17 protein-coding genes are annotated in these 19,229 nt (G+C 38.8%); 15 read left to right on the forward strand and 2 right to left on the reverse strand.

Annotated elements, in window-relative coordinates; all coding sequences use genetic code 11:
- Position 1 precedes the first annotated feature (1 nt).
- From cydB to mntR, 5 genes are all read left to right on the forward strand, one after another.
- Positions 2 to 1,015, forward strand: a complete 1,014-nt coding sequence (cydB, locus tag RCG22_RS24115; protein ID WP_308104998.1) for a cytochrome d ubiquinol oxidase subunit II — start codon at positions 2 to 4, stop codon at positions 1,013 to 1,015.
- On the forward strand, positions 1,015 to 2,730 hold the full coding sequence (gene cydD, locus RCG22_RS24120; RefSeq protein ID WP_308104999.1) for a thiol reductant ABC exporter subunit CydD: 1,716 nt from the start codon (positions 1,015 to 1,017) through the stop codon (positions 2,728 to 2,730). Before cydB ends, cydD begins: the two co-directional genes overlap by 1 nt.
- A complete protein-coding gene (gene cydC, locus RCG22_RS24125) occupies positions 2,731 to 4,464 on the forward strand; it encodes a thiol reductant ABC exporter subunit CydC (RefSeq protein WP_308105000.1) in 1,734 nt (577 codons plus the stop codon). It begins immediately after the preceding gene.
- 106 nt (positions 4,465 to 4,570) lie between these two features.
- A complete protein-coding gene (locus RCG22_RS24130; RefSeq protein WP_308105001.1) occupies positions 4,571 to 6,739 on the forward strand; it encodes a DNA topoisomerase III in 2,169 nt (722 codons plus the stop codon).
- Positions 6,740 to 6,828: 89 nt separating this feature from the next.
- A complete protein-coding gene (mntR, locus tag RCG22_RS24135; protein ID WP_066256973.1) occupies positions 6,829 to 7,248 on the forward strand; it encodes a transcriptional regulator MntR in 420 nt (139 codons plus the stop codon).
- A gap of 37 nt (positions 7,249 to 7,285) precedes the next feature.
- On the opposite strand, the gene RCG22_RS25475 is transcribed toward mntR, so the two are convergent.
- The gene (locus tag RCG22_RS25475) at positions 7,286 to 7,507 is read right to left on the reverse strand and encodes a DUF3892 domain-containing protein (protein ID WP_374049487.1); all 222 of its coding nucleotides are present in this window, start codon (positions 7,505 to 7,507) and stop codon (positions 7,286 to 7,288) included.
- Positions 7,508 to 7,615: 108 nt separating this feature from the next.
- Complete coding sequence (gene metA / locus RCG22_RS24140; RefSeq protein WP_098263416.1) at positions 7,616 to 8,524, reverse strand: homoserine O-acetyltransferase MetA; 909 nt, start codon at positions 8,522 to 8,524, stop codon at positions 7,616 to 7,618.
- 225 nt (positions 8,525 to 8,749) lie between these two features.
- Here metA and RCG22_RS24145 point away from each other — a divergent pair, with 225 nt between their 5' ends.
- The 10 genes from RCG22_RS24145 (at position 8,750) to RCG22_RS24190 (ending at position 19,224) form a co-directional block, all read left to right on the forward strand.
- Positions 8,750 to 10,453, forward strand: a complete 1,704-nt coding sequence (locus RCG22_RS24145) for a formate--tetrahydrofolate ligase (protein WP_374049406.1) — start codon at positions 8,750 to 8,752, stop codon at positions 10,451 to 10,453.
- A 16-nt stretch (positions 10,454 to 10,469) separates the two neighbouring features.
- Complete coding sequence (locus RCG22_RS24150) at positions 10,470 to 10,988, forward strand: hypothetical protein (RefSeq protein WP_308105003.1); 519 nt, start codon at positions 10,470 to 10,472, stop codon at positions 10,986 to 10,988.
- 128 nt (positions 10,989 to 11,116) lie between these two features.
- Complete coding sequence (locus tag RCG22_RS24155) at positions 11,117 to 11,965, forward strand: DegV family protein (RefSeq protein ID WP_308105004.1); 849 nt, start codon at positions 11,117 to 11,119, stop codon at positions 11,963 to 11,965.
- Between the two features lie 90 nt (positions 11,966 to 12,055).
- Positions 12,056 to 12,703 (forward strand): HD domain-containing protein, encoded by a 648-nt coding sequence (locus RCG22_RS24160; protein WP_308107240.1) that lies wholly within the window; start codon positions 12,056 to 12,058, stop codon positions 12,701 to 12,703.
- On the forward strand, positions 12,700 to 14,589 hold the full coding sequence (locus RCG22_RS24165; protein WP_308105005.1) for an ABC-F family ATP-binding cassette domain-containing protein: 1,890 nt from the start codon (positions 12,700 to 12,702) through the stop codon (positions 14,587 to 14,589). Before RCG22_RS24160 ends, RCG22_RS24165 begins: the two co-directional genes overlap by 4 nt.
- Before the next feature lie 114 nt (positions 14,590 to 14,703).
- Positions 14,704 to 16,029, forward strand: coding sequence for an IS3 family transposase (locus tag RCG22_RS24170; RefSeq protein WP_308103844.1), 1,326 nt, complete (start codon positions 14,704 to 14,706; stop codon positions 16,027 to 16,029).
- 136 nt (positions 16,030 to 16,165) lie between these two features.
- The gene (locus RCG22_RS24175) at positions 16,166 to 17,299 is read left to right on the forward strand and encodes a conserved virulence factor C family protein (protein ID WP_308105006.1); all 1,134 of its coding nucleotides are present in this window, start codon (positions 16,166 to 16,168) and stop codon (positions 17,297 to 17,299) included.
- A gap of 63 nt (positions 17,300 to 17,362) precedes the next feature.
- A complete protein-coding gene (locus RCG22_RS24180; protein WP_098263422.1) occupies positions 17,363 to 17,797 on the forward strand; it encodes a BrxA/BrxB family bacilliredoxin in 435 nt (144 codons plus the stop codon).
- A gap of 144 nt (positions 17,798 to 17,941) precedes the next feature.
- Positions 17,942 to 18,535 carry a YpjP family protein gene (locus RCG22_RS24185; RefSeq protein WP_308105007.1) on the forward strand — a complete coding sequence of 198 codons (594 nt, stop codon included), beginning with the start codon at positions 17,942 to 17,944 and terminating at the stop codon, positions 18,533 to 18,535.
- Between the two features lie 107 nt (positions 18,536 to 18,642).
- A complete protein-coding gene (locus tag RCG22_RS24190) occupies positions 18,643 to 19,224 on the forward strand; it encodes a TerD family protein (protein ID WP_098263424.1) in 582 nt (193 codons plus the stop codon).
- The last annotated feature ends 5 nt before the right edge of the window (positions 19,225 to 19,229 follow it).

Consider the following 19,229-nt stretch of genomic DNA (forward strand, 5'->3'; position numbering starts at 1 on the left):
GATGGAACTAAGCGAATTATGGTTTTTACTCATCGCAATCCTTTTTATTGGTTTCTTTTTCCTTGAAGGCTTTGATTTTGGAGTAGGTATGTCAACAAGATTGCTTGCCCGTAACCATATAGAACGGACCGTAATGGTCAATACAATTGGTCCGTTCTGGGATGCCAACGAAGTATGGCTGCTAACGGGCGGCGGTGCTATCTTTGCGGCTTTTCCAAATTGGTATGCCACCATGTTTAGCGGATATTACTTGCCGTTATTAGCTGTTTTGCTATGCTTAATTGGGCGGGGAGTTTCATTTGAATTCCGCCGAAAAGTCGATAATCCACGTTGGACGAATACTTGGGATTGGGTGATTTTCTTTGGCAGTTTATTACCTCCTTTCCTGCTTGGGGTCCTTTTTACAAGTATGTTAAGGGGAATGCCGATTCAAGCTGATATGAATATGAATGCTGGTTTTACAGATTTTATTAATATCTACTCACTTTGGGGCGGTTTAACCGTCACATTGTTATGCTTCTTACATGGCCTTAATTTTCTTGCTTTAAAAACGGTGGGTGACATTAGACAACGTGCTGCTGCATTGGCCAAAAAGGTAGTCTTATCGGTGCTAGGTGCTTTGGTGATTTTTGTGGTCCTATCTTGGGGAATGACAGACATATTTAAAGTTCGTCCGGTAATGGAGTCAGTACTTGTTGTATTAATTGTTCTCGCTTATGTATTGTCCTATTTCTTTATTAACAAAAAACGCGAAGGCTTAGCCTTTACCATGTCAGGACTTGGTTTGGCTTTTACGGTTTCAGCCATTTTCGCTGGGTTGTTCCCAAGAGTGATGATCAGTTCTATCAATAAAGCATTTGATTTAACCGTTTATAATGCTTCTAGCGGTCCATACTCTTTAAAAATTATGACGATTGTCGCGTTAACTATTCTACCATTTGTATTGGGTTATACTATTTGGAGTTACTATATTTTCCGGAAACGTGTAACGGATAAGGAGCAATTAACCTACTAATGGAAAAAGTTTTGTTCTCTTACAAGGGAGTCAAACCACTTCTCGTAAAACTAGCTATTTTAACTGCTATACAAGGAGTTATGATCATTACCCAGGCTTACTATTTGGCAGATGCAATCTCCTCGCTTTTTGCGGGGGGGTTGTTTCATACAGTCAAAAAAAAGTTGGTGATCTTTTTATTGGCGCTCATCATTCGCAAGATGGTAACGGTTTGGAAGAAAAAGCTAAGTTTCCATTTTTCGGCGCAAACAAGTGCTCAGTTTCGCAGGGAGCTGCTGAAAAAACTTTTTCAACTGGGTCCCCGTTTTGTTAGAGAAGAGGGATCAGGTCAGACGGTTACGCTTGTGATGGAAGGCGTGCAGAGATTTCGACGGTACCTTGAAATCATTTTTATAAAAATGGTCGATATGGCGATCATCCCTGCTGTTGTATGTTTGTTTATCTTTACAGAAAATATACGGTCCGCTGTTATTTTAGTGATAGCCCTTCCAATTCTGATTGTCTTTATGATTCTACTCGGCCTTGCAGCAAAAGGAAAAGCTAATCATCAGTATAAATCCTATCAATTACTTTCGAACCATTTTGTAGACTCCTTAAGAGGAATAGAAACTCTTAAATACCTAGGGTTAAGCAAGCAGCACATCGACAAAATTGCCTTAGTTAGCGAAAAATATCGCCGTGCTACGATGGGGACATTAAGGGTTGCTTTTTTATCCTCATTTGCCCTTGATTTTATTACGATGCTTTCAATCGCAACAGTTGCTGTTTTTCTTGGGATGGGATTAATAAATGGAGCAATGGAATTACACCCAGCTTTGACCATACTGATTTTGGCACCGGAATATTTTTTACCGATCAGAGAATTAGGTGCAGATTACCATGCAACCCTTGATGGAAAAAACGCAGGTAAAAACATTGAGGACATCCTTGCTCATGAATCACAGCCGCGAGCAAAAGAGACTATTCCAGTCTGGAATTCCAGCGCTCTCTTTGCTGTTAAAGGTGTAAATATCCAATATGACGTCAATGACCAAGCTGGCTTACAGGATATTAATCTATCAGTTTTCGGTGCAAAAAAAATTGGTATTATCGGGGCAAGTGGTGCAGGGAAATCAACTCTGATCGATATTTTAAGTGGATTTTTAGCACCTTCTTTAGGAGAGTTTCAAATTAGTAACATAACGGTTACCTCATTATCCCATTCCGGCTGGCAGAACCAAGTAACCTATATTCCACAGCATCCATATATTTTTAACGATACAATCCTTAATAATATTCGCTTTTATGGACCTGAAGCAACCGAGGAAGAAGTCCTGGTTGCTGCCAAGCAGGCAGGGTTACTTGAAGTGATTCAAGCGCTGCCGCAAGGAGTAGGGACGATAATAGGTGACGGAGGCAGGGCCTTAAGTGGAGGCCAAGAACAGCGAATTGCACTTGCTCGTGCTTTTTTAGTTAAACGATCTGTCTTAATGTTAGATGAGCCAACAGCCCATTTGGATATCGAAACAGAAGCTGAATTGAAGCGGACCATGCTGCGATTATTTGATGGAAAACTTGTCTTCTTTGCAACCCATCGCTTACATTGGATGTTGGAAATGGATGAAATTCTTGTGATTGACCAAGGAAGGATTGTCGAATCAGGTACACACGAACAATTAATGAAACAAAAGTCATCCTATTATCATCTTGTAAACGTTCAGAAAGGGGGAATCTAAGTGGGGAAGGAGAAATGGATTTATCCATATTTACTAAGGCTTCGTTGGCAGTTTTTACTTGCCGGCTTTCTAGGCACCATGACGATTCTCTTTGGGGCGGGCTTAATGTTTACCTCAGGTTATTTAATATCTAAAGCAGCGACCCAGCCGGAATCGATCTTAATGGTCTATGTGCCAATTGTTGGGGTTCGCACCTTTGGGATTGGCCGTGCAGCATTAAGTTATGTCGAAAGGCTGACAGGACACTCTATCATATTGAAAGTTCTTTCAGAAATGCGTGTAAGATTATATAAAATAATCGAACCTCAAGCTTTTTTCCTCCGTTCCCGGTTTCGAACAGGAGACGTTCTCGGTGTCCTTGCAGATGATATCGAGCATTTACAGGACTTTTACTTAAAAACTCTGTTTCCCTCCCTTGTTTCTATTATCATTTACGTGCTGATTATTATTTGTGCCGGTATGTTTTCTCTTCCATTCGCCCTGACACTCGCAGGTCTGATAGGATTGATTTTGTTTATTGGCCCTCTTTTTTCATTCCTATATACGAGAGCACTAAATGAGAAATTGAAGATAGGAAGACATCAGCTTTATTACCAATTCACGGATGCAGTTTTTGGAATTAGCGATTGGATTTTTAGTGGGAATCATTCCAGTTTCATCCGTCGGAATGAAAAACATGAACAGCAATTGATTTTGATGGAAGCACGGAAGCTTTCTTTTGTGAATTGGAGAGATGTTGCAAATCAAGTCGTACTTGGTACGATTGTTGTCGTGACAATTGCTTGGGCGAATGGACTAACAATGAGAGGGGAAATCCCGTCAACCCTAATCGCTGCATTTGGTCTTGTATTGTTGTCCTTGGTGGAATCGTTCTTGCCCATCGCAGGTGCCGTCAGTGAAACGCAGACATATCAGGATTCAATAAAACGTCTTGATAGCATCGAAAGCGATAGACTGCTAGGTATGAGTTCTGCTGTGGTTATCCCGGATACCCTCTCTACAGGACAGGTTACGCTAGAAATCAACAAGTTATCATTTGAATTTCATCCTAACGAGTCGCTTTTAAAAGATATTACGCTTAATGTAGAACAAGGTGAAAAAATTGCGATTATTGGGCGAAGCGGTTCAGGTAAATCGACCCTTTTAAATTTGATTCAGGGCGCACTTGCACCAACTAGTGGTGTAGTCCAAATAAATGGCTTAAATGCTAAGAACCTTGAACCCGTTATTCCAACCCTCATGTCAGTACTGAATCAAAAGGCTTATCTATTTAATACTTCAGTTCTAAATAATATCCGCTTGGGCCGTCCGGAGGCGAGTGATGAGGAGGTTTATCGAGTCGCTCGAATGGTCCAATTAGATGGATTAATAGAAAAATTACCTGAAGGTTATCAAACAAATATGCAGGAAACCGGACAGCGTTTCTCAGGAGGGGAACGGCAAAGAATTGCTCTGGCTAGGATACTCCTTCAAAATACTCCAGTTGTTATCCTTGATGAACCAACAGTTGGCCTAGATCCGATAACAGAAATAGCCCTGTTGAATACAATATTTACAACGTTAGAGGATAAAACAATAATTTGGGTGACACACCATTTGATGGGTGTTGAGAATATGGGTCGCATCATTTTTCTGGATCGAGGAAAAATTGCCATGGAAGGAAGTCATCAACAATTATTGGAAAGTGAAGAAAGATACAGGCGATTATATCGTCTCGATTGTCCATTGTTATAATATGTCCAGGGAATAACTGGATATTGATATTTATTTGTCTTTACGAACACTGGACTTAATGGGTAAAATGGATTTCGGGATGCTTTGTAAAAAGGGAGCAATCATAATGAAATTAATTATTGCCGAAAAGCCGGATCAAGGATCAACCTTAGCATCAATCTTTAAGCATAAAAAACAAAATGGTTTTATTGAAATTTTTGCAAATGATGTTTTTCCTCAGGGAGCCTATGTGACCTGGGCAATTGGTCATGTATGCCAACTAGTCTCGCCCGAAAAATACCAGCAGGGCTGGAAAAAATGGTCGTTAGATAATTTACCAATTATCCCTGAACAGTTTGAATACGAGGTAACGAAAGATAAGGCAAAACAATTTGCAGTCATAAAAAAGTTAGTTTCTGATCCTAATGTGAATGAAATAATTCATGCAGGTGATGCGGGACGCGAAGGTGAACTGATTATCCGCAATATTCTCAGGCTAACAAAATGTCACAAACCAATGAAAAGACTATGGATTTCATCGTTAACAGCAAACAGCATTCGAGAGGGTTTTAAGAAGCTGTTAGATGAGCAGGAAACGAGGAGCTTATTTTTCGAGGCATATACAAGGGCTTGTGCTGACTGGGTGGTTGGTATGAATGCTTCACGTTTGTATAGCTTACTTTTACAAAAACAAGGATTTTCCGATGTATTTTCAGTTGGAAGAGTACAAACTCCAACCTTAGCTCTTATTGTGAAAAGAGAACTAGAAATAGAGAATTTTAAATCCGAGCCCTTTTGGGAGGTTCTTGCACATTTTCTGATAAATGGGAAAAAATATACCGGGAAATGGCAGAATAATGGTGAAACAAGAGTAAATAAAAAAGAGCTAGCTGAAAAGGTTGCGGCTTTTTGTAAGGATAAACCTGCGGAAGTTAGTGAGGTTCTTTCAGAAAGAAAAGAATTCTATCCCCCACTTTTATATAATTTGTCTGCCCTCCAAGCGGAGGCAAATAAACGCTTTAAATTCTCTCCGAAGAAAACTCTGGATGTTATGCAAAAGCTCTATCAAAAGGGAAATGTCTCGTACCCACGTTCTGATTCACGGTACGTAACAAAAGAAGAAGCGAATACGTTCCCGGAAATCTTAAACAAGTTAAGCCATATCAAGGATTACGAAAGCTTTTTTCCATTACCTCTGTCTTCGATTTCAGAAAATAAACGCTACGTGAATGAAAAAAAGGTCACGGACCACTATGCGATTATTCCGACGGAACAAATCCCAAATGTAGAGCGACTCAGCCCTGATGAGAAAAGGATCTACGATTTAGTCGTAACAAGTTTGATTGCCGCACACTATAATAAGGCCATTGCTGAATATACAACTGTGACAACTATGGTCGATGGGAGGGCAGCATTTATCTCGAAAGGGAAGGTGCAAATTGAAGAAGGCTGGCGAAAAGTACTGAATCCAAAAGATAATGATGATGAGCCAGCCTTGCCAAAGTTATCAGAAGGTGAGCAGGGCCAAACAGATAAAGTGGAAGTCAAAGAAAGCAAAACACAACCGCCAAAACGCTATACCGAAGGACAATTGATTACGTTAATGAAAACGGCCGGTAAGCATATAGATGATAAGGAACTGGAAAAAATTCTGACAAAGACCGAGGGCCTTGGAACTGAAGCTACCAGAGCAGGCATCATTACAATGCTAAAGGACCGCCTATACATTGAGGTTAATAAGAATTTAGTTTATGCTACAGCCAAAGCCAAAATCCTGATTGAGGCCATCGGCAAAGAAATTTTAGCTTCACCGGAAATGACTGCAAAATGGGAGCAGAAACTAAAGGAAATATCAGACGGGTCCGCTGCACCAAAGCAGTTTATGGAGCAAACAAAGAAAATGGTTATTCACTTAATTTCTTCAAGTATGGGTCAAGCTACAACCTGGACTTTCTCAGAGGATATTCGCGAAAATTTTGCACCTAGGAAGCAAAAAGGAAGGAAGCAGACCGTTACAAAGCTTGGTCCTTGTAAAAAATGTGATGGGTCAGTAGTAGATAAGGGGAGTTTTTACGGTTGTTCAAATTACCAAAAGAATCACTGCAATTTCACCATTTCAAAGAAAATATTTGGTAAAAACATTACCCAAAAGAACATTAAGCTCCTTTTATCAGAAGGAAAAACAGAGCTGATTGAAGGATTCGTTAATAAAGAAAAAACCTTTAATGCACGGCTTTTTTTAGACGAAGCTGAAAAAAGGGTCAAATTTTTATGGGAAGAAAAAGCCGAAAAATAAAATTGTAATTTAGAAGTGATAAAGTACCTTGTTTACTATTTTTTTATATAGTAAACTTTTAGGTGAGTAATTTTTTTGGAGGGTATGGGATGCCAACACCAAGTATGGAAGATTATATTGAACAAATATATATTTTGATAGAAGAAAAAGGATACGCGCGGGTCTCAGATATTGCCGAAGCGCTGTCTGTACATCCCTCCTCAGTTACGAAAATGGTGCAGAAGCTTGATAAAGATGAATATTTAGTTTACGAAAAATATAGAGGGCTCGTGTTAACAGCCAAGGGTAAAAAGATTGGCAAGCGACTGGTCTTCAGACATGATTTACTTGAACAATTCCTAAAAATCATCGGTGTTAAAAATGAAAATATTTATAACGATGTCGAAGGGATTGAACACCATTTAAGTTGGGATTCAATTGATCGAATTGGTGACCTGGTTCAGTTTTTTGAAGAAGATCAAAAACGGATTGAGGCTCTAACCGAAATTCAAAAACAGAATGAAAATTAACCAAAAGGAAGCACCTGGCAGAAATTGCCGGGTGCTTTTAATATAAATCCGGGTATTGATCAAAAGATTGGTTACTTTCTGGAATTAATGATAATCTTCCATGTTCTTCCTCTACGGCTATTATCCCTTGAATTAGACCGTTTTCGGCTTCTTGGATTGCTTTTCGATAAGAGATGACTCTTCCATTAGAAGTGACAAAATTAATTATTTCCCCAAAATAATTACGGTGAAGTGCAACAATGGATTCGATGATAATTATCCCCCTCTAGAATATAAATTAAAATTTTTACCATGCTTTTACCTATATTCTTTCTTATTTTTTCAAATAATAAACAAAAAAGCATCGGAATTTACCCGATGCTTGGTATTAACCCCAAAAAAAAGGAGTTTCCTGGTAAACATAATAATTAAGCCAGTTTGAAAAGAATAAATGTCCATGAGAACGCCATCGATTTATTGGCGGTTGAGTCGGATCATTATTAGGGAAGTAGTTCTCCGGAATATGGATTTCAAGACCCCTATTCAAATCCCGTTCGTATTCCTGTGCAAGCGAATCTGATTCATATTCCAAATGTCCGGTAATCATGACATGCTTTCTGTCTCGTGAGGCAATTAATAATGCTCCTGCATCCTCAGAAGCAGCAAGCAATGTTAATTTAGGATTCTTTTTAATTGCTTCAATTGATACATCGGTATAGCGAGAATGAGGAGCATAAAATTGGTCATCAAACCCTCGCAGCAAAGTATCATTTGGTTCGAAAATACGATGAGCATAAATTCCGGAGCATTTTCGCTGTAATTCAAATTTACCAATCCCGTAATGATAGTTAAGTGCCGCCTGTGCCCCCCAGCAAATATGCAGGGTCGAGGTGACATTTTGATTAGCCCAGTCCATTATCTCGGTTAATTCCGACCAATATTTCACTTGATCAAATTCTAATAATTCGACAGGAGCACCAGTTATGATCATCCCATCAAATTTTAGGCTTTTCACTTGAGAAAAGGTGGTGTAAAACTGTTCAAGATGCTGTTTGCTCGTATGGGTTGATTCATACGAGTTCGTTTTTAGAAAATTAACATTTACTTGCAAAGGTGAGTTTCCCAGTAATCGTAAAATCTGTGTTTCAGCTTTCTCTTTTTCGGGCATCAAATTCAGAATGAGAATATTTAATGGTCTGATGTCTTGTGCAATGGCACGCTCATCGTCCATGATGAAAATATTCTCTGTTTCGAGTATTTCCCTTGCTGGAAGGAGTTTTGGAATGTTTATTGGCAAGTGACCATCCCCTTTTTAAGTTTAATTAGGTATTTTTCAAAATCCTTCATCCATTAAATATAACTACCTACAGCTGGAAGTCAATGAATATTTAAAATATTTGATAATTATATATTATAAACAGTATTATAAATTCAGAAAAGTTATTAATTTATTCATAATTATATATCGGAATGAAAGCGCTTGTTTGATACAATGAATCCGTAAGCCAATACTTAATGAGGAATGCGGGGGATAAAGGTGGTATTGAAAACAGCAGTGAAATCAGACATTGAAATTGCACAAGAATCAAAAATGAAACCAATTGTTGAGATCGCCGAAAAAATTGGTTTGGAAGAAGATGATCTAGAGCTCTTTGGTAAATATAAAGCGAAACTTTCAAATGAGGCTTTAGCTAAACTCAAAACAAAGGAAAGTGGGAAAATTATCCTTGTTACTTCAATTAATCCAACACCTGCAGGTGAAGGTAAATCAACTGTAACTGTTGGACTAGCCGATGCTTTTAACCGGATTGGTAAAAAAACAATGATCGCCCTAAGAGAGCCTTCACTTGGGCCAACTATGGGTATAAAGGGTGGGGCAACTGGCGGTGGATACTCGCAAGTCCTGCCAATGGAAGACATCAATTTACATTTTACCGGAGATCTGCATGCGATAACGACTGCAAATAATGCCCTGGCAGCATTAATCGATAATCATCTCCAACAAGGAAATGAACTTAACATCGATCAACGGAGAATTGTCTGGAAACGGGCTGTAGATTTAAATGATCGCGCATTAAGAAAAGTAATTATTGGACTTGGTGGTCCACTTCAAGGGGTTCCTAGGGAAGACGGCTTTGATATAACTGTTGCATCTGAGATTATGGCAGTTTTATGTTTAGCCACAGACCTAAAAGATTTAAAATTACGTTTATCACGGATGGTAGTCGCTTATAATTATCATAAGGAACCAGTTACCGTTGGTGATTTAGGGGTGGAAGGCGCATTAACGTTATTGTTAAAGGATGCGGTTAAACCAAACCTCGTGCAAACGATTGAACATACTCCTGCTCTAATTCATGGCGGGCCATTTGCAAATATTGCCCATGGATGTAATAGCGTCATCGCCACACAAGCTGCAGCTAAGTTAGCAGATTATGTGATCACTGAAGCCGGCTTTGGAGCGGACTTGGGAGCGGAAAAGTTTTTACATATTAAATCAAGAAGTGCGGGTATTAAACCGGAGGCAGTTGTTATCGTTGCGACGATTCGTGCGTTGAAAATGCATGGTGGAGTTCCGAAAAATGAATTAGCTAAAGAGAATATTTCGTCACTAATACTTGGTTTTGCTAATCTAAAAAAACACATTGAGACGATCAATAGCTTTGGATTACCAGTAGTTGTTGCAATTAACAAATTCATCACTGATTCAGAACTCGAAGTAAAAACATTACTCGATCTGTGTGAAAGAGAGAACGTTCCGGTGGCATTAACCGAAGTCTGGGAAAAAGGCGGAGCGGGTGGTATCGAGCTTGCTGAAACACTTTTAGCAGTCATTGACTCACGTGAAAATAATTTTAAATGCTTATACGACCTATCTGACACGATTGAACAGAAAGTTAGAACCATTGTTCAAAAGGTTTACGGCGGTAGGGATGTTGAATTTTCTTCGAAAGCTAAAAAACAATTAATTGATTTTGAAAAGTTTGGCTGGTCTCATTTGGCTGTATGCATGGCGAAATCCCAGTATTCTTTGTCTGATGATCCGGTCAAGCTTGGTAGACCTTCTGATTTCGTCGTGACGGTTAGGGAGTTTAAACCATCGATTGGGGCTGGATTTATTGTCGCATTAACTGGTGATGTAATGACCATGCCAGGTCTGCCGAAAAAACCTTCCGCCTTAAATATGGATGTGGATGAAGACGGGAATGCAATAGGGCTTTTCTAAAGAGGGAGTATCGTACATGTTTGATCCAACAGCCTTCGATAACATGAAAGTGGTGATTGAAGGGGCTCTTTACGATTTAGATATTATCGGGGAGATTATTATTACCGATCGAAACGATCTAATCAACATAGCGAAGATGTCTCGAAATTTTGATGTGTCGTTTCAATTACCTAATCGCAATGTTTCAGCTAAGTTAGAAATGAAAGCAAATCTAGTTAATCTGGCAGCCGAGCTTTTGCCGCCACTCCTATCAGAGCAGGAAGCAGGATGTCAACTGAGACTCCAGTTTTTATCTGAACCAAAGGTTCAAGAGATTGATTTTCAAAAGATTGAAACCATTCTCCTTGGTGTTTGGGGTTCGACCAGAAAAATTACTCAAACGGTTCAATATCATCCGCTTGAAATCGAAAGTAGACTTAATCATCAAATTACAATTGAATTTGACCGATTGATTCGCGAAGACCAAATGGATGATTTGATTGAAATGACTGAGTTTATCATGATAACACTAAAAAAACTTAACCTCGAATATTAGAGTCAAAAGAAAAACCAGCTTTTTATCAAGAGCTGGTTTTTCTTACGTCTTTTAAATATTTACAATATTCAAACTTTTAGGTACGATTGATTTATATGTTTAATTTTTAATAAGAAGGGGAGATGACGTTGGTCAAAACAGCTTGGGTCACGGATAGTACTGCCTATTTAGACGAAGAATTAAAAAATCATCCGGATTTATATACAATACCACTAACTATATTACTTGATGGTGAGGAATTTTCTGATGGAATCGACTTAACCTCTGCCCAATTATTTGAAAGATTAAAGCAGCTTAAAAATCCCCCAAAGACGTCCCAACCTTCGATTGGAGCTTTTCAGACCCTATACGAACAACTGTCTAAGGAGTACGACCAAGTGGTTGCAGTGCTTTTATCAGGAAAATTAAGCGGGACAGTTTCCTCGAGTGAACAAGCAGCGAAGTTGGTTGAGATTCCAGTTACCACCTTTGATTCGAATATCTTAACCTATCCAATGACGGCTTTGCTAAAAGAAGGAATTAGGCTGGTTGAAGAAGGAGCTGGTATTGAATCGGTAATTAATCGGCTTGATATCATTAAAAAAACGAATGAGACCTATGTTCTTGTCGGCAGTTTAGAACAGCTCCACCGCAGTGGCCGAATGTCAGGTCTAAAATTCTTTCTTGGCAGTATGCTGAACGTAAAACCAATTATTTCGATTGTTGATGGTGCGCTAAGTGTGAAAGAAAAAGCACGAAGTGAGAAAAAGGCAAAGGAAAAAATATTGGATTATTTACGATCCTCCTACGAGCAGTACCATTTTAAAGAAGTATATTTATTATATGGGTTGCACGAGGAACATGCAGCGAATTGGAAGGACGAATTAAGAAAGGAATTTCCTCAGCTAGAGATTATTTGTTGTCCATTAGGGGCGGTCATTGGTGTACATGCCGGTGAAAATACACTGGGCATCAGCTGGCATAATGGGTTGAAATAATAACAAAAAATAATCCCGAACATTCGGGGTTATTTTTTGTTTGTTATTCATGTTAAAATGACAAAGATGAAAGTAGGTGTGCTCAAAAAAATGAAGAATACGATAATTGAACAAACGGAAGTATTTGTCCAGAATGAATTAGGGGAGGATGCGACAGGTCATGATTGGTTCCATGTCGACCGCGTCCGACGGAATGCTTTACATATTTGCAAGGAAGAAAATGCAGGAGAGGCGTTCATTATTGAAATGGCTGCATTACTCCATGACATACCTGATGAAAAGCTGAATGAAAGTATCGAAAAAGGTGAAGAAAAACTTGAAACCTATTTACAAACTATTCCGCTAACAGATAATGATAAAAAACATATAAAACAAATTATCGCAACGATTTCCTATAAAGGTGGACAACACACAGAGCTATCGACTATTGAAGCTAAAATCGTCCAAGACGCAGATCGTTTAGATGCGATTGGAGCCATCGGAATTGCCCGGGTCTTTGCCTATGGCGGCAAAAAAGGCCACCCCATTTATGACCCCGGCATTCAGGTGCGAGATGCAATGAGCTTAGAGGAGTATCGAAACGGTAAATCCACAAGCATTCATCATTTTTATGAAAAGCTGCTTAAATTACAAGATTTACTAAATACAAAAGCTGCCCGAGAAATGGCAGTAAGCCGTCACCAAATGATGGAAACATTTTTAGAACAATTTTACCAAGAATGGGATGGACAAGAATGAAAATGCTCACAGGAGAAAATGTTTCGAAAACGTATGGGGAGAAACAGCTTTTTAACAATATCTCCTTTACAATTAAAGAAAAAGAACGTGTGGGATTAATCGGGATAAATGGGACGGGAAAATCATCCTTATTAAAAATTATTGCAAGTCTTGATACACCGGATGATGGGAAAATCATCACGAGCAAGGACTATTCGATTACCTTTTTAGATCAGCAGCCGGAATTAGACGTAGAAAAAACAGTGCTTGAACAAGTCTTCCACGGGGATGCTCCAATCTTAAAGCTCATGCGTGCCTATGAAAAAACGTTATTAGAGTTGAATCTTTCTCCTAATGACACCTTGGTACAAGAAGCTCTTTTCCAATTGCAAAAGCAAATGGATGCATTAAATGGTTGGGATGCCAGCACAAATGCAAAATCAATATTAATGAAATTAGGGATTGAGGATTTTTCAAAAAAAATCGGCGAATTATCCGGCGGGCAGAAAAAGCGTGTAGCCTTAGCGCAAGTTTTAATCGCCGAACCGGATTTACTTATTTTAGACGAGCCCACGAACCATCTCGATTTCGACTCAGTTAAATGGTTGGAAGAGTACCTAAGTAGATATAGTGGCTCTATTTTACTTGTCACACATGATCGGTATTTTTTAGACCGTGTCGCCAATCGAATGTTCGAACTCGATGGTGGGCTGCTATACAGTTATAAAGGCAATTATGCGGCCTTTTTAGAAGCAAAAGCCATTCGTGAAGAGAATGAAGCAGCGACCTTTGAAAAAAGAAAAAATCTTTTCCGTAGAGAGCTCGAGTGGATTAGACGTGGTGCAAAAGCTAGGTCAACCAAACAAAAGGCCAGGATTCAGCGATTTGATGAACTGGATGAAAAGGTTTCTAATGGGAAGTTGTCTTCTGAAAAGCTGGATATTTCGTTAAATGGCAGCCGGCTTGGAAAGCAAGTGTTTGAGTTAAAGGATGCTTCTAAGCGTTACGGGGCAAAAACGATCTTAAATCATTTTGATTTGCTCGTGAAGCCGGGGGACCGGATCGGCATTATCGGGAAAAATGGAACAGGAAAATCCACCTTGTTAAATATCCTCGCAAAACAAATCCCCCTTGATGAAGGTGAGTTTATCATGGGGCAAACCGTGAAAATTGCTTATTATACACAGGAAAGCGAAGATATGGATGAAAGTAAACGGATGATTGAATACATTAAAGAGACAGCCGAAATCGTCGAAACTTCAGATGGAAAGACAATCTCTGCGGCACAAATGCTTGAACGGTTTCTATTTCCTCCATTTACGCACGGTACGCCGATTCGAAAGCTCTCAGGCGGAGAAAAACGACGTTTATATTTGTTGAAAATATTGATGACCGCTCCAAATGTATTATTACTAGATGAGCCAACCAACGATCTCGATACCCAGACACTAACGGTTCTAGAAGATTATTTAGAAGATTTTCCGGGTGTGGTCATTACTGTTTCCCATGATCGCTATTTCTTAGATAAAGTGGCAGAGCAGCTTCTCGTGCTACAAGGAGAAGGTTACATAGATTCGTTCTTTGGGAATTACACGGAGTTTCTTGAAAAGGAATCAATCCTTGAAGCACAAAAAACAGCCACAGTTTCGGTTAAGCCAACGAAAGCCATTGAGAAAGAAAAAAAGAAAAAGATGACCTATCAAGAGAAAAAAGAGTGGGAATCAATTGACGAAGACATCGCGAAAACGGAGAACCGTCTTGAAGAAATAGGTGTCGAAATGGCGAAAACAGGCAGTGATTTTACGAAGGCCCAGGAATTAATGAAGCAGGAAACAGAATTAAACGAAAAGCTGGAATACTTAATTGAGCGCTGGTCGTATCTGGCAGAGCAGGCTGAAAAGGAATAAGAGTGCGTCCACTAATATGGTACCTAGAGATAGGACACTTGAAAAAGAGTGTTTCATCTCTAGGTATTTTTTTATATACTAAAATCTTAAGACATGGGGATTAGGGGAACGACTATGAGCAAAATTACATTTTCAACTAAAGAAATAAAAATACTTCAAAAGAACCCAAATGTACAACGGGTCAGCAGCTTATCAATTACATATACAGATGAATTTAAAAATAAATTTATAGATGAATACGGGGTAGGTAAACTCCCTAGACAAATCTTTGAGGAAAACGGCTTTGATATGAGCATTTTAGGTATGAAGCGGATCGAACAATCTGCATTTAGGTGGAAAAAAGCTTATGAAAAAAATGGGTTAATTGGACTCTCAGACGGACGGAAAACAACCCCAGGTAGGCCTTTAAAACGAGAACTGACTCAAGAAGAGATTATAGAGAGGCAGGAAGCACGAATTAAGTTGCTGGAAGGACAGGTGGAGCTGTTAAAAAAGCTAGAAATGACAGAAAGGAGGCTGCTAAAGAAAAGTCAAAACCTAGAGACGAGTAAGATATTCCAGCTGATTTATGAGACTATAGATCAAAATCAGTTTAAACAGATGACAAAGTATTTTTGTAAGCTTTTAGGGGTGTCTCGTTCTGGATATTACAGCTATCAAAAAGCAGCCGAAAGCCGATTTGAAAGAGAGCAAAAGGACTTAGAAGCGAAGGAAATAATAATGAAAGCGTTTAATCGACGCGGATATAAGAAGGGTTCACGTTCCATCAAAATGATATTGAATAATGAATACGACCATAAAATTAGCAGAAAAAAGATCCAAAGAATTATGAACAAGTATGAAATCATTTGCCCCCATAGAAAGGCAAATCCTTATAAAAAAATAGCAAAGGCAACTAAAGAACATCAGGTCGTTCCAAATAAATTAAACAGAGAATTTAAGCAAGGAATTCCAGGAAAGGTATTACTAACCGATATTACCTACTTACCATATAACGGGGATATGGCTTATTTGTCGGCCATAAAAGATGCCTCCACCAATGAACTTTTAGCATATCATGTTTCGGATCGCATCACGTTAGATATCGCAACAAAAACCATTGATAAATTAATGAAGAATAAGAAAATTAGTTTACATTCAGAGGCATTTATCCATTCGGATCAAGGAAGCCATTATACCAGCCCAAAATATCAGAATCTGTTGAAGAAAAATGGTTTAGGTCAATCTATGTCTAGGCGAGGCAATTGTTGGGATAATGCCCCAATGGAATCTTTCTTTGGTCATTTAAAGGATGAGGTAGACTATCAATCATGTAAAACATTAGACGAACTAAAGGCAAAAATAAATCATTACATGGTTTACTATAACAATTATCGTTATCAATGGAATTTAGAAAAGATGACCCCTATTCAATATAGGAATCATCTTTTAGTATCATAACTCTTTTTTTTCATGTGTCCTTGACACGGGTACCAGATTACACGGCGTACTCTTTTTTCTACAAGCAGATCCGGTGATTGAAATGTATCTAATATGATAAACTTGATAAAGAAATCATAAGAATTAGGTGATCTTGTTGAAAATTAAGGCAATTGAACCAACGCCAAGTCCAAATACCATGAAAATTAATTTAGATGAAGAACTTCCGATGGGGAAAAGCCATAATTATAAAAAAGAAACAGCTGCTGATGCACCTGCTGTTATTCAATCCATCCTTCAAATCGAAGGAATCAAAGGCGTTTACCATGTTGCAGATTTTCTTGCGGTTGAGCGGAATGCAAAATATGATTGGAAGGAATTATTACCTCGAGTTCGTGGGGCCTTTGGAGAAAAGGCGAATGAAGCTGTGAACATAGCAAAAATGGATGAGCATTTTGGGGAAATTAAAGTTGAAATCCAAATGTTTAAGAATATACCCCTTCAAGTCAAGCTTACCGATGGCACAAGCGAAAGACGATTTGGAATGCCGGAATACTTTTTAACGGCAAGAGAAATGGCTCAGCTTCCTGAAGATAACTATATCTTATTGCGAAAATGGAAAAATCAAGGCGTCCGCTATGGTGACTTTGACCAAATTGGCCAAGAAGTGGTCGATGAAATCATTGCTGCGTATTCACCGAAGCGATTAGAAGACTTAGTTTCAATCGCTCAATCGAGGGAGCCTAATCAAGAACTAAAACCACTTCGTCCCCGGAAAAGGGTAACAATAGATGCTTTTCAGAATCCTGATTGGCAGGTTCGCTATCAACTCCTCGAGCAAATGGATGATCCGGAACTAAACGATTTACCACTCCTTGAAAAAGCATTATCAGACGAAAAGGCATCGATTCGAAGACTTGCCACCGTATACCTCGGCATGGTCAAAGAGAAAAAGGTATTACCGCTTCTTTATAAGGCACTGAACGATAAAACGGTGACCGTTCGAAGAACCGCAGGAGATTGTTTATCTGATTTAGGATTTCCAGAAGCAGAAAATGAAATGATGAAAGCATTGCAGGATAAAAGCAAGCTTGTTCGCTGGCGGGCAGCAATGTATTTATATGAAGTTGGAGATGAAAAGGCACTACCCGCATTAAAGGCTGCTGAAAATGATGCGGAATTTGAAGTTCGATTGCAAATTAAAATGGCGATTGAAAGAATTGAGGGCGGCGAAGAAGCTAAAGGATCTGTCTGGAAGCAGATGACTGAAGCAAGAAAAGCGGGCGAATAAAATTGCAAAAAGCAAATAGATTAGTTATTCTAAAATGGATGAACCGAAACGGAGTGATTTAGATTGTCAAATGCGTATGATGAATATATGAAAAAAATGGTTTTACCGATGCGAGAAGAATTAGCAAGGGCTGGCTTCGAAGAGCTCTCGAATGCACAAGAGGTTGAACATTTTATTGAAAATGTGAGCGGAACAACACTGGTTGTCGTTAATTCCGTTTGCGGATGTGCTGCTGGTCTGGCTCGTCCTGCGGCAACTCAAGCTGTGCTAAATAGCGAGAAAAAGCCTAACCACCTCGTAACAGTTTTTGCGGGACAGGATAAAGAAGCCACAGCGAAAATGCGCGAATATTTTGAGGGGATTGAACCATCATCACCATCAATGGCATTATTAAAGGATAAAAAAGTCGTTCATTTCATTCCGAGACATGATATTGAAGGCATGCCAATGGAAGCAGTTATGCAAAATTTACTCGGGGCATTTGAAGCCCATTGCTAATTAGGATGTCAGCCGACATCCTTTTTTTAATTGGTAAGAGGACAGAAAATTTTCCATTTATACAAAAAAAGAAGTATAATATTTTTTATAATACCTATTTTTTGAACATATGAGAATAAAGAAAAGAATAAGGTGATCTAAAAAATGAACAATTGGCTTCGGAAAATACTATTTGTACTAGTATCTGTTTTAACCTTTGGTCTCGTAACCCCTACACAATTAATTAACACAGTTAACGCTGAGAATCTCGCTGATCGAGATGCCTTCGAAGCGCCTTCCACCGAAAGTACTTTCGGACAAACCAACACGTTTATTGAAGATTCGAAATTTGATAAAGAAAAATTTATTGGAGAATTAATAAAACAAGCTGAATTGCAATCCTATCAGAAATTTGGTACAAGAATTAAACCCGTCATCGAAAATGAATTCCGAGAGATTATTTTGCCAAATATTGAAAAGGCACTGGAGGAAGTGGCTGTCCAATTTCCTGAAGAAGATTTGAAGAATCTCACCATTTCAGAACAGCCTGGTGCGGGGCTTTCTGAAAAAATCTTTAATGTTAACAATCGCGTTTTCGGAAAGGATATCCTTCGTTTTCATGTTAGACGAGATAATCCACCGCAGGCAGGATATTGGTTTAATTTTCATTACCATACCTACCATGACCAATTCCAGAGCCATCATGAGTTAGGTTCGATTTATTGGGCAAAAAATACACCACCCAAGTGGATGAGTTAGTGTTGATTTGCTTATAGGCAGGAAAAATAATTATTATAATAAATAAATGAAACCTTTTTATCACAAACTCGTAAATAGACTATCACCTAAATTGGAGGAATGAAGAAATGGCAGTAAGTTTATCAAAAGGACAAAAAGTTGATTTAACAAAAACAAATCCCGGTTTGACAAATGTTGTGGTTGGACTTGGATGGGATACAAACAAATATGATGGTGGGAATGACTTTGATTTAGATTCTTCTGTATTCCTGCTGGGAGAGAATGGGAAAGTTACAAATGAAAGTGACTTTATTTTCTATAATAATCCACAAGGAGCAAATGGAGCCGTCGTACATACTGGAGACAATCGCACTGGTGCTGGTGATGGTGATGATGAAGGTGTAAAAGTAAGTCTTACCACTATACCTGCTAATATTCAGCGGATTGCATTTACTATTACAATTCATGAGGCAGACAGCAGAAGTCAAAACTTTGGTCAGGTTTCCAATGCTTATGCGCGAATTTACAATGAGGCAAATGGTGAGGAACTGATCCGTTATGATTTAGGTGAGGACTTCTCAATTGAAACGGCAATCGTTGTCGGTGAATTATATCGTCACAATGGTGAATGGAAATTTAGTGCCATCGGCAGTGGTTATCAAGGTGGATTAGCTGCACTTGCAACTGACTTTGGACTATCGATCGGTTAATATTT

Origin of the sequence: Neobacillus nitrireducens (assembly GCF_030915405.1) — a bacterium.
Lineage (GTDB): Bacteria > Bacillota > Bacilli > Bacillales > Cytobacillaceae > Neobacillus.